Consider the following 11,004-nt stretch of genomic DNA (forward strand, 5'->3'; position numbering starts at 1 on the left):
TGGATGGCACCGGCTGCGCCGGTGTTCGCGGGCAAGCCCGCTCCCACAGGGACTGCGCCAGATTTTAGATTTGATGCAAGACAGTTGCTCCTACACAGTCGCGTTTCAGCCCTCGGCGAACTGGCGCAGGCGTTCGCCGTCCAGGCGATAGCGAATCCACTCAGCCTGCGGCTCAGCGCCCAGCGACTGGTAAAAGCCGATCGCCGGCTCGTTCCAGTCCAGTACGCTCCATTCAAGACGCCCGCAGTTGTTTGCCAGCGCCTCCCGGGCAATGTGGCGCAGCAGCGTGCGCCCGGCGCCGTCACCGCGTTGCTGTGGGGTGACGTACAGGTCTTCGAGGTAGATGCCGTTGCGCCCCAGCCAGGTGGAGTAGCTGTAGAAGTACACGGCAAAACCGATGGCCTGGCCTTCGCGCTCGCAGATCAGGCTGCGCACGGTGCTGCCTTCATCGAACAGGCTGTGCTCGATATCGGCGAGGCTGGCCACCACTTCGTGGCGGGCGCGCTCGTAGTCGGCCAGCTCGGTGATGAAGGCGAGGATTTGCGCGGCATCGCTGCGCACGGCAGGGCGAATGGTCAGGCTCATGGTTGGGCTTCCTTGTGTATGGGCTGTCGCCATCGTACTGGCCCGTTGGCACAGAAGCGATACGACCAGTTCAGTAGAGTGTATTCATGCAATTTTACTTAACTGTACCGGTTAGCCGCTGCACGGCTCCGTTACTGTGTGGCAATACATAACGAGAAACCCGGAAGACTGCCGCCATGCTTGCCTCGCTCGACCTGCTCACTGCCTTCGTGCTGTTCGCCTTTGTATCCTCCATCACCCCCGGCCCCAACAACACCATGTTGCTGGCCTCGGGGGTCAACTTCGGTGTGCGCCGCAGCATCCCCCATGCGCTGGGCATCAGCATCGGCTTCGCGGTGATGGTGCTGGCGGTGGGCCTGGGGCTGGGCGAGGTGTTCAAGGCATGGCCGCCGCTGTACAGCATCCTGCGCTATGCCGGCGCCGCCTACTTGCTGTACCTGGCGTGGAAGATCGCTACCTCCGGGCCGATGTCCGGTGACACTGCCGGCAGCCGCAAGCCCCTGGGTTTCTGGGGCGCAGCAGCCTTTCAATGGGTCAACCCCAAGGCCTGGGTGATGGCGGTGGGGGCGATCACCACCTACACCCCGGCCCAAGGCTATGTGTTCAATGTGATCGTCATCGCCGCCGTGTTCGGCCTGGTCAACCTGCCCAGCGTCGGGGTCTGGGTGATGTTCGGCAGTGCCTTGCGCAACCTGTTGCGCAAGCCGCGTGCGGTGGTGCTGTTCAATGTCCTGATGGCCGTGCTGTTGGTGATTTCGCTGTATCCGCTGTTGTTTGTAGAATCGTCGTTTTCCTAGAACCGACGAGTGCAGTAAATAGATGGAGTTGATTCCCTGGTCCCATGAGTGCGCCGAAGGCTTCACCCTGCGCGGCTGGCGCATGCCGCCCAGTGGCCGGCCTTTGCTGCATTTCCTGCACGGCAACGGCTTCTGCTGCCTGGCCTACCAGCCCATGCTGCTGCGCCTGGCGGAGCACTTCGACCTGTGGCTGAGCGATGTACAGGGCCATGGCGACAGTGATCACGGCGGCAACTTCGTTGGCTGGAACCGCACGGCGGCGCTGGCGGTGGAAGCGTTCGAGGCAGGGCGTGGCGAATACGGCGACGTGCCTCGCTTTGCCGTCGGCCACAGTTTCGGCGGCGTGCTCACCGGCCTGATCCTGGCCGACCAACCGCAACTGTTCCAGCGCGCGGTGCTGCTCGACCCGGTGCTGTTCAGCCGGCGCATGCTGGGGGTGATGGGCGCCGCCGCGCTGGTCGGCCTGCACCGGCGTCACGCCCTGGCGCGCAAGGCCGCGACCCGCCGCAGCCACTGGCCGGATCGTCAGGCCGCGCTGGCCGCGCTGCAGGGGCGCGGCATCTTCAAGGGCTGGAGCGAAACCGCGCTGCACGCCTATGTGGAGCATGCCATCGGCGATTGCGGCGAAGGCGTGGTGCTCAAGTGCCGGCCCAGCCGCGAGGTGGAGATCTTCAGTTCGTTCCCGGCGCGCATGTGGCAGCAACTGCTGGCCATCCACACCCCCACACGCATCCTCTACGGTGAACACACTTATCCGTTCGTGCCCCACTCGGTGCAGCGCCTGGCCAGGCTGAACAATCAGGTGAGTGCGCAGCAGGTGGCGGGTGGGCATTGCTTCATGCAGGAAGACCCGGCAGCGGCGGCGGAGCAGGTCGTGGCGTTTCTAGGGGGCTGATGGCCGGCTTGTCGCTGGGTTGTGGTGTCCATTTCGCGACGATAGGTTGCCGATTCACGCGCGAACGACAAGCGCAGATTCCTTACGCTGGCGCTCCCCCAAAACGGATGGAGCCCAATCATGAACCAGGCGGTCAGCCCAGACTCACAACAGGTCCTCGAACGGCAGCAGCGGCGGCAACGCTGGCTGCGCCTGGGCCTGTGCGGCGGCCTGGGGCTGGCGGTACTCGGCTACGGCGCGTACTGGTGGCTGGATGCACGTTTTCTGCAGCAGACCGACGACGCCTATGTGCGCGCCGACTGGGCGCCGGTCAGTGCCCGGGTCAGTGGCTACGTGGCCGATGTGCTGGTGGCCGACAACGCGCAGGTCAAGGCCGGCGACCTGCTGGTGCGCCTGGACCCGCGCGACTTTCGCGAGCGCCTGCGCCAGGCGCAAGCACGCCTGGCGGTGAGCGAGGCGGCGGTGCAGGTGCAGCGCATGCGCCTGCACACCTTCGCCGCTGAACAGGACGAGCAGGTACAGGTGATCGCCCGTGCCGCCGCCGAACAGCTCGGTAGCCGCGGCGAGGCCCAGCGTGCCGAGGCCGACTGGCAGCGCTACCAGCGCCTGGCCGCGTCCCAGGCGGTCAGTGTGCAACGCACCGAGCAGGCTCGCGCCACGCGTATCCAGGCCAGTGCGCTGCAGCACGCGGCCGCCGCCGAGCTGGCCCGCCAGCATGCGCGCAAGGCCGTGCTGGCCCAGCAGCGCCGGCAGTTGCAGGCCGAATTGCAGCAGCGCCAGGCCGATCTGGAACAGGCCCGCGCCGAAGCTGCCCTGGCCGGTAGCGCACTGGCCGATACCGAGATCCGCGCGCCCTTCGATGGCGTGGTCGGCCAGCGCAAGGTGCGCCAGCAGCAGTACGTCACCCCTGGGCTGCCACTGCTCGCGGTGGTGCCGGTGGCGCAGGCCTACGTGGTGGCCAACTTCAAGGAAACCCAGCTGGCGCGGCTGCGCCCCGGGCAGGCGGTCAGCCTGGAAATCGATACCTTCGGCCAGCACTGGCGTGGCACGGTCGACAGTGTTTCGCCTGGCTCGGGCGCGGTGTTCGCGTTGCTGCCACCGGACAATGCCACCGGTAACTTCACCAAGATCGTTCAGCGCTTCCCGGTGCGAATACAGCTTGAGCCGTCGCCGGGCGACGCCCCCCGGCTGCTGCCGGGCATGTCGGTGATCGCCACGGTGGATACCCGATGAACGTTGAAGAAAAGGTTTCCCTGCGCGCCTGGGTGGCGGTCGTCGGCGGCCTGTTCGGCTGTTTCATGGCCGGCATGAACGTGCATGTCACCAGCGCCGCGCTGCCGGAAATCGAGGGGGCGCTGGGGGCCAGTTTCGAGGAAGGGTCGTGGATTTCCACCGCCTACCTGGTGGCCGAGATCAGCATGATCCCGCTGACCGCCTGGCTGGTGCAGGTGTTTTCGCTGCGCCGGGTGATGCTGGTGGGCTCAATGGTGTTCCTGGCCAGTTCGGTCAGCTGCGCCCTGGCCCCAAGCCTTGCGGCAATGATCAGCTTGCGGGTGATCCAGGGGGCCTCCGGCGCGGTACTGATTCCGCTGTCGATGCAACTGATCATCACCGAACTGCCGGCCAGCCGCCTGCCCCTGGGCATGGCGCTGTTCAGCCTGGCCAACAGCGTGGCCCAGGCCGCCGGGCCATCGATCGGCGGCTGGCTCACCGACCTGTACACCTGGCGCTGGATCTTCCTGTTGCAATTGCCGCCGGGTATCGCCCTGCTGGCGGCGGTGGCCTGGTCGATCAGGCGCCAGGCCGGCGATCACGGCGCGTTGCGCAAGGCCGACTGGCTCGGTATCGCCGCCATGGCGCTGGGCCTGGGCGCGCTGCAGATCGTGCTGGAGGAGGGCGGGCGCAAGGACTGGTTCGATTCGCCCTTCATCATCACCTTCAGCCTGGTCGCCGGGTGTGCGTTGGCGCTTTTCATCCAGCGCCAGCTTTGGGGTGGGCGTGCGTTCATCAACCTGCGGCTGCTGGGTAGCTACAACTTCGGTGTCGCCAGCCTGGCCATGGCGGTGTTCGGTGCGGCGACCTTCGGCCTGGTGTTCCTGGTGCCCAACTACCTGTCGCTGGTGCAGGGCTACAGTGCCAGCGAGATCGGCAAGAGCCTGATCGCCTATGGCCTGGTGCAGTTGCTGCTGGCGCCGCTGCTGCCGCGCCTGATGCGCTGGCTCAACGCCAAGCTGCTGGTGGCCGGCGGTTTCGCCATCATGGCCCTGGGCTGCTGGCTGGGCGCGCAACTGACGGTGGATGCGGGCAGCAATGTGATCATTCCCTCCACCGTGGTGCGCGGCATCGGCCAGCCGCTGATCATGGTGGCGTTGTCGGTACTGGCGGTCAAAGGCCTGGACAAGGCCCAGGCCGGCTCGGCCTCGGCGTTGATCTCGATGCTGCGCAACCTGGGTGGCGCCTTGGGCACGGCCTTGTTGACGCAACTGGTGTCGCAGCGCGAGCGCTTCCATTCGGTGCGCATCGGCGAGGGGCTGACGCTGTTCGACGGCGCGTTGCAGCAGCGGCTGCCGGGCGGGATGGTCGACCCGCAGTCGCCCGAGGTGATGCAAACCCTGGCGCTGATCGACCGCAGCGTACGCGAGCAGGCGTACCTGATGGCTTACTCGGATGCGTTCTTCCTGGCTTGCGTGGCGTTGCTGGGGTGCGCGCTGGCGGCGTTGCTGTTGCGCAGCCGTTGACAGCTCGTTTACCCATCCAGTGAATTTTCCCTGGCAGCCTGCGACTATGGACATTCCCTGACTGCGGAACACCCACCATGCCCCGCCCGATCATCCTCCCGCTCGCCGAGAACTACCGCCACGGCGAGCACATCGCTGCGCACTGCCACGACCGCGCGCAGCTGATCCACGCCATCAGCGGCGTGATCACGGTCACTGCCCGGGAGGGCAGCTGGGTGGTGCCGCCCGGGCGTGGGGTATGGGTGCCGGCGGCCAGCGAGCATGAGTTGCGGATGGCCGGCGTGGTGCGCATGCGCACCCTGTTCGTCGACGCTGATGCGCGCCCGGACCTGCCGCGCCAGTGCCAGGTGATCGAGATCTCGCCGCTGCTGCGCGAGCTGATCATCCGGGCCATGGACATAGCGCCCGATCACCCGCCCCATGGGCGCGAGGCGCGGATCATGCACCTGATCCTCGACGAGATCCGCGTGTTGCCGGTGGCCGCCCTGCATGTGCCCAGCCCACGCTCGCCGGCCTTGCAGGCGCTGTGCGAGGCGCTGCGCCTGGCCCCGGCAGAAAACTGGAGCCTGGCCCGGGCGGCGGCGCACTGTGGGCTCAATGCCCGCACCCTGACCCGCGCGTTCCAGCGCGAGACTGGCCTGAGCCTGGTGCAGTGGCTGCGGCGCATGCGCCTGCTGGCCGGGCTGGATGCGCTGGCGGCCGGGCAATCGGTGCTGGAGGTGGCGCTGGACCAGGGCTATGACAGCCCCAGCGCGTTCAGTGCGATGTTCCGGCGCACGCTGGGGGTTTCGCCGTCGGTCTACTTTGGCCGGGGTGGCGAGGCGGGCTAGTCCTTTTGCGGTGTACCGAACAACCCGGTCCAGTAGATCCCGGCGTCGCTTTTCGGGTCTGTTGCGTAGGCTGCGCCGAGGTCGCGGAAGTCCGGGTTCATCAGGGTGGCGCAATGCCCGGGGCTGGCCAGCCAGCCATCGACCACCTTGCGTACGGTATCGCTGCCGGCGGCGATGTTCTCGCCGATCTGTTGGTAGCTGTAGCCGGCCAGCTCGGCGCGGTCGCCCGGGGTGCGGTCGTCGCGGTCGATGTGGTCGAAGAAGTTCTGGTTGGCCATGTTGCGCGTGTGGTTGGCGGCGGCGCCGGCCAGCACGGTGTTCCAGCTCAAGGCGGGTGCGGCGGGGAAGGGCTGGCCACCGCACTGGCGCGGTACGCCGCGTGCGGCGTTGATCGCCTGCAGCAGCTTCTGCCCCTCGGCCTGCCAGTCACCCAGGCGCCCGCTGAGCAATGGCCGGGCGAGCACGATGCGCCAGTCGCGGCCCTCCTGGCTCACGCCGATGTCGACGAACTGCGGGTCGAGCACCACCTGGCAGAAGCTTTCTTCGATGGCTTTCATTGCCGCCTTCGCGTCGCGTGGCCCGGACAGGCTGATGGCCTGCACGTTGACCATGGGGTAGGCGGCGCGGCTCATGGCCTGCTGCAGGTCGCGGGTGCCTTCCGGCGACAGGGCCAGGCGGGTGTCGCTGTTGAGCGGCGGCAGCTCCAGCGAGGCTTCGCCGCCACAGCGCTGGGGCTGGCTGCGGTATACGTTGATCGTATCGATCAGTTGCGCTTCTTCGCCGGTGATGGCCTGGGCGCCGGTCGAGGCGAGCAGGCCCAGCGACAGGCCGAAGAGGCAGGCAACGGATGGGACGCGCATGTGGATCTCCCTGTACTGGCAGCGTCTGCTTGTGCGCTGCCCATCCTACACAAGCGCAGGGCTTTTGGCCCGAGGATGTGCAGGGTTGTGAACCCTCGATCATTCGATGAGATAAGGCAAAAGAGGCAGTAGACCGCCGGTCGGCAAGAAAGTGCGATCCTTTGGTAATAATTCCCGTTGTCGACTAGAAACAGTACTCAGTAACTCTATGCTTCTCATCCGCCAGGAAGGCGCAGACCCTCAGACCGGGAGCCTTCCATGGCGCATTCCTGCCCGTATCAATCGACCCTGCTGGCCCTGTGCTGTTCCGTTGCCGTGGGTGCCCATGGCGCCGACGGCGCCATCGTGCTCGACCCCACCGCCATCAATGCCGAAGCCGCCAAGGCACCAGCCAACCAGTTGCCCGAGGCCTTCGCCGGCGGCCAGGTGGCGCGTGGTGGGCAGATGGGCGTGCTGGGCAACCAGGACATGATGGACGTGCCCTTCATCCTGACCAGCTACACTTCGCAGCTGATCGAGGAGCAGCAGGCCGAGGACATTGGCGACGTGCTGCTCAATGATCCCTCGGTGCGCCAGTCGTTCGGCTTTGGCAACCAGTCGCAGGTCTTCGTCATCCGTGGCCTGCCGCTCAACGGTGACGACGTGGCATTCAACGGCCTGTACGGCGTGCTGCCACGGCAGATGATCTCGACCGATGCGCTGGAGCGGGTCGAGGTGTTCAAGGGCCCCAACGCCTTCCTCAATGGTGCCAGCCCCACCGGCACCGGCCTGGGCGGCAACGTCAACCTGCAGCCCAAGCGTGCCGGCGATACCCCGACCCGGCGTTACACCCAGGACATCAGCAGCGATGGCCGCCTCGGCGAGCACCTGGACATCGGCCAGCGTTTTGGCGAAGACAACCGTTTCGGTGTACGCCTGAACCTGTCGCAGCGCGAGGGCGAGACGGCGGTCGACGACCAGGACCAGCGCAGCAAGCTGTTCGTCGCCGGGCTGGACTACCGAGGGGACAGGCTGCGCATTGCCGGCGACTTCGGTTACCAGAAGCAGCGGGTGAACCACATGCGCAACTCGGTGCGCCTCGGCGCCGGGCTCAGCGACATTCCCCATGCCCCCGACGCCAGCCACAACTATGGCCAGGACTGGGCCTGGACCGAGACCGAGGACACCTTCGGCATGGTCCGCGGCGACTATGACTTCAACGACAACTGGAGCGGTTACCTGGCCGGTGGTATCAAGCACACCCACGAGAACGGCTTCTACGGTACGCCGATCCTCAACGACGCGGCTACGGGTGATGCGACCATCGGCGGCTCGAAAATCCCCCACAACGAAGACAACAGCACCGTCATGGGCGGCATCAACGGCCGCTTCCAGACCGGCCCGGTAAGCCACCAGCTGAACCTGGGGGCCGCGAGCATCTGGACTCAGCAGGAAAACGCCTTCGTCTTCTACAACTCGCAAGACACCAACATCTACCACACCGACCCCCTGCCCAAGCCAACCACCCCGACCTTCATCGGCGGCAAGCTGGACGACCCTGGGGTGACCGGCAAGACCCGCAACCGCAGCCTCGCGGTGTCCGACACCCTGGGCCTGTTCGACGACAGCCTGCTGCTGACCGTCGGCGTGCGGCGCCAGCAGCTGCGGGTCGAGGGCTATGCCTATGACGGCCCTGGCCCGGATACCGGGCGCAATGCGTTCTATGACGAAGCGGTCACCACGCCGGTGTATGGCATCGTCTACAAGCTCAACTCGTCGATCTCGCTGTACGCCAACCGCATCGAAGGGCTGGCCCAGGGCGCCACGGCCTCGGGGCAGGTGATCAACGCGGGCGAAGTGTTCCCGCCTGCCAAGACCAAGCAGGTGGAGGCCGGGGTCAAGCTCGACTACCAGCGCTTTGGTGCCAACCTGGCGGTGTTTCGCATCGAGCGGCCCACCGACGGCTTTGTCGAAGGCAACGTGTTCGTCCAGGATGGCGAGCAGGTCAACAAGGGCCTGGAGCTGAGTGTGTTCGGCGAGCCGGTGCCCGGCTTGCGCCTGATGGCCGGCGGCACGCGTATGGATACCGAACTCAAGAAGACCCAGGGCGGCAACAACGACGGCAACCACGCGGTCGGGGTGCCGACCTTCCAGCTCAATGCCAGTGTCGATTGGGACGTGCCCGGGCTCGAGGGCGTGGCACTCAATGCGCGGATGCTGCGCACCGGCGGACAGTACGCCAACCCTGGCAACACCTTGAGCCTGCCGACCTGGAACCGCTTCGACGTCGGTGCGCGCTATCGCTTCAAGCTGCAGGAGAAGGCGCTGACGTTGCGGGTGAACGTGGAGAACCTGACCGACAAGAACTACTGGGCGTCGGCCAATGGCGGCTACCTGACCCAGGGTGATCCGCGCCTGGTGAAGTTCTCCGGGACGATTGATTTCTAGTCTCCGGAGCAACGCCAGCTGTGGCGGCAACTTTCTTGCTGTAAAAGCGCAGTACATGTGGGAGCGGGTTTACCCGCGAAAGCATCGATGGCTTCACCATCGCATTCGCGGGTTAACCCGCTCCCACAAATACAAGTTCACCGGCGCCATCGGCTAGCGCGCCAGTGCCTGGTTCGGTTTGTAGAACAGGAAGTGCGTGGTTTGTGCCGTCTTGCGGTAAGTCTTGGCCCAGTCGGGATGCACGGTGCGGTCATGGAAGTACAGCGCACCGCCTGTAGGGTCCTTGAGCTGCTGGTTCAGGGCCTTGCGCGCGATCTCCTTGGCCACCCCATAGCGTTCTTCCTCCTCTACCTGATCCGGGCGCCCGTCGCACCACCAGGAGAACTGGCAGCTCTTGCTCTCCACCCCTTGCTTGACCACGCCGCAGATGGTGTTCGGGAAACCGTCATGGCCCAGGCGGTTGAGCACCACGCTGGCCACCGCGCTCATGTCTTCGCTGTCGGCGCCCTTGGCTTCCCAGTAGATGGTGCGGGCCAGGCAGGTGATGCTGTCGTCCATCGGGGCCTGGCCAGCCGGGTCGACCGCCTGCACTTCGGTGGGGGTGATGGTTTCGGCTTTTTTCGGTGGCGGCGCGTCCTCCACCACCTTTTCCTCCAGCACCTGCGCCTTGTCTTCGGCGACGGCGGCCTTCTGGCTGTCGGCGGCGGTGAGCGGGCCTGCAAGCAGGGTCAGCGACAAGCCAAGCAGCATCCACGAAAGGCGCATGGTCGAGGTTCCGAGTGGTGGGGCTGATCACAGTCTAGCCGGGCGGACTCAACTCAGCGTCAGGCTCAGCACCAGCGGCAGGGTGAGGGCGGCGGCCATGGTCTGCAGGGCGATGATGGTGGCCATCAGCGGTGCGTTGCCGCCCATCTGCCGGGCCATTACATAGGACGACGAGGCGGTCGGCAGGGCCTGGAACAGCACCGCCACCACCGCCGCCTGGCCGCCGAGGCCGAGCAGCCGGCACAGGCCCCAGGTGGTCAGCGGCATGACCAGGAACTTGAACAGCGAGGCCGCCAGCAAAGGTTTCACCTGCTGGCCCAGGCGCGCGCCGCCAAGGGCCGCGCCGACGCACAGCAGGCCCAGCGGCAGGGCGGCCTGGCCGAGCGCCTTGACGGTCGGCTCCAGCCCCACGGGCAAACCCAGGCCACTCACCCGCAGCAGCAGGCCACCGGCGCAGCCGACGATCAAGGGGTTGGCGAAGATCGCCTTGAGCACCGTGGCCGGCGAGCTGTGGCGCGCGCTGAAGCGGGCGAACACCAGTACACAGAGCAGATTGACCAGCGGCACGATGGCCGCGTTGGCCACCGCCGCCAGGGCGATCCCGGCACTGCCGTAGATCCCGGCGGCCAAGGTGGCGCCGATGTAGTTGTTGAAGCGCACGCCGCCCTGGAACACCGAGGTGAAGTCGGCGCCGTCATGGCTGGCTGCGCCCTGGTACAGCACCAGCAGCAGGGCGCCGAGCAGGGTCGAGAGCATCAGCACGCCGACCATGCCCAGTACCGGCACGCCGTCGAGGTTGGCGGTGGCCAGGCCGTGCAGGAACAGCGACGGCAGCAGCACGTAGTAGCTGAGGCGCTCGGCGCCGGGCCAGAAGGTTTCGGCGAGAAAACCGCGCACCCGCAGCCAGGTGCCCAGGGCGATGAGCAGGATGATCGGGACGAGGGTAGTCAGCAGCAGGTGGAGCATGGTCGGCAGTCCGTGGTCGGGTACCGGCACAGGGTAGCGGAGGGGAGTGAGCAGAAAAAACGCTGTTTTCTGCAGTGACCGTTGAGAAAAACTGCATCGACCCTTACGGCGTGGGAGCAACTGCGCGAGCCCTGTGGGAGC

The 11,004-nt window shown here is 66.4% G+C and carries 10 protein-coding genes; 6 read left to right on the plus strand and 4 right to left on the minus strand.

Annotated elements, in window-relative coordinates; genetic code table 11:
- Positions 1 to 105: 105 nt before the first annotated feature.
- A complete protein-coding gene (locus tag F6X61_RS26410) occupies positions 106 to 585 on the minus strand; it encodes a GNAT family N-acetyltransferase (protein ID WP_153789232.1) in 480 nt (159 codons plus the stop codon).
- Between the two features lie 176 nt (positions 586 to 761).
- Here F6X61_RS26410 and F6X61_RS26415 point away from each other — a divergent pair, with 176 nt between their 5' ends.
- The 5 genes from F6X61_RS26415 (at position 762) to F6X61_RS26435 (ending at position 5,845) form a co-directional block, all read left to right on the plus strand.
- Positions 762 to 1,382 (plus strand): LysE family translocator, encoded by a 621-nt coding sequence (locus F6X61_RS26415; RefSeq protein ID WP_153789233.1) that lies wholly within the window; start codon positions 762 to 764, stop codon positions 1,380 to 1,382.
- A gap of 22 nt (positions 1,383 to 1,404) precedes the next feature.
- The gene (locus F6X61_RS26420) at positions 1,405 to 2,277 is read left to right on the plus strand and encodes an alpha/beta fold hydrolase (protein ID WP_153789234.1); all 873 of its coding nucleotides are present in this window, start codon (positions 1,405 to 1,407) and stop codon (positions 2,275 to 2,277) included.
- Between the two features lie 120 nt (positions 2,278 to 2,397).
- Positions 2,398 to 3,510 (plus strand): HlyD family secretion protein, encoded by a 1,113-nt coding sequence (locus F6X61_RS26425; RefSeq protein WP_153789235.1) that lies wholly within the window; start codon positions 2,398 to 2,400, stop codon positions 3,508 to 3,510.
- Positions 3,507 to 5,015: an MDR family MFS transporter gene (locus F6X61_RS26430; protein WP_153789236.1), complete on the plus strand. Its 1,509-nt coding sequence runs from the start codon at positions 3,507 to 3,509 to the stop codon at positions 5,013 to 5,015. Before F6X61_RS26425 ends, F6X61_RS26430 begins: the two co-directional genes overlap by 4 nt.
- A gap of 77 nt (positions 5,016 to 5,092) precedes the next feature.
- Complete coding sequence (locus F6X61_RS26435) at positions 5,093 to 5,845, plus strand: helix-turn-helix transcriptional regulator (RefSeq protein WP_153789237.1); 753 nt, start codon at positions 5,093 to 5,095, stop codon at positions 5,843 to 5,845.
- On the opposite strand, the gene F6X61_RS26440 is transcribed toward F6X61_RS26435, so the two are convergent.
- Complete coding sequence (locus F6X61_RS26440) at positions 5,842 to 6,705, minus strand: CAP domain-containing protein (RefSeq protein WP_153789238.1); 864 nt, start codon at positions 6,703 to 6,705, stop codon at positions 5,842 to 5,844. The two genes, F6X61_RS26435 and F6X61_RS26440, sit on opposite strands and share 4 nt — an antisense overlap.
- Positions 6,706 to 6,963: 258 nt before the next feature.
- Here F6X61_RS26440 and F6X61_RS26445 point away from each other — a divergent pair, with 258 nt between their 5' ends.
- Positions 6,964 to 9,132, plus strand: coding sequence for a TonB-dependent siderophore receptor (locus tag F6X61_RS26445; protein ID WP_153789239.1), 2,169 nt, complete (start codon positions 6,964 to 6,966; stop codon positions 9,130 to 9,132).
- Between the two features lie 153 nt (positions 9,133 to 9,285).
- Here the strand turns inward: F6X61_RS26445 and F6X61_RS26450 are convergent, their stop codons facing one another.
- Together F6X61_RS26450 and F6X61_RS26455 are read right to left on the minus strand one after the other, a co-directional pair.
- Entirely contained in the window at positions 9,286 to 9,897 is a 612-nt protein-coding gene (locus F6X61_RS26450; RefSeq protein ID WP_153789240.1) for a cell wall hydrolase, read from the minus strand.
- A gap of 48 nt (positions 9,898 to 9,945) precedes the next feature.
- Positions 9,946 to 10,863, minus strand: a complete 918-nt coding sequence (locus F6X61_RS26455; protein ID WP_153789241.1) for an AEC family transporter — start codon at positions 10,861 to 10,863, stop codon at positions 9,946 to 9,948.
- Positions 10,864 to 11,004 lie beyond the last annotated feature (141 nt).

Origin of the sequence: Pseudomonas sp. EMN2, assembly GCF_009650555.1 — a bacterium.
GTDB lineage: Bacteria > Pseudomonadota > Gammaproteobacteria > Pseudomonadales > Pseudomonadaceae > Aquipseudomonas > Aquipseudomonas sichuanensis.

Coding starts and splice junctions, on each gene's coding strand:
- F6X61_RS26410 (WP_153789232.1), bottom strand. CDS start 585: ATGAGCCTGACCATTCGCCCTGCCGTGCGCAGCGATGCCGCGCAAATC.
- F6X61_RS26415 (WP_153789233.1), top strand. CDS start 762: ATGCTTGCCTCGCTCGACCTGCTCACTGCCTTCGTGCTGTTCGCCTTT.
- F6X61_RS26420 (WP_153789234.1), top strand. CDS start 1,405: ATGGAGTTGATTCCCTGGTCCCATGAGTGCGCCGAAGGCTTCACCCTG.
- F6X61_RS26425 (WP_153789235.1), top strand. CDS start 2,398: ATGAACCAGGCGGTCAGCCCAGACTCACAACAGGTCCTCGAACGGCAG.
- F6X61_RS26430 (WP_153789236.1), top strand. CDS start 3,507: ATGAACGTTGAAGAAAAGGTTTCCCTGCGCGCCTGGGTGGCGGTCGTC.
- F6X61_RS26435 (WP_153789237.1), top strand. CDS start 5,093: ATGCCCCGCCCGATCATCCTCCCGCTCGCCGAGAACTACCGCCACGGC.
- F6X61_RS26440 (WP_153789238.1), bottom strand. CDS start 6,705: ATGCGCGTCCCATCCGTTGCCTGCCTCTTCGGCCTGTCGCTGGGCCTG.
- F6X61_RS26445 (WP_153789239.1), top strand. CDS start 6,964: ATGGCGCATTCCTGCCCGTATCAATCGACCCTGCTGGCCCTGTGCTGT.
- F6X61_RS26450 (WP_153789240.1), bottom strand. CDS start 9,897: ATGCGCCTTTCGTGGATGCTGCTTGGCTTGTCGCTGACCCTGCTTGCA.
- F6X61_RS26455 (WP_153789241.1), bottom strand. CDS start 10,863: ATGCTCCACCTGCTGCTGACTACCCTCGTCCCGATCATCCTGCTCATC.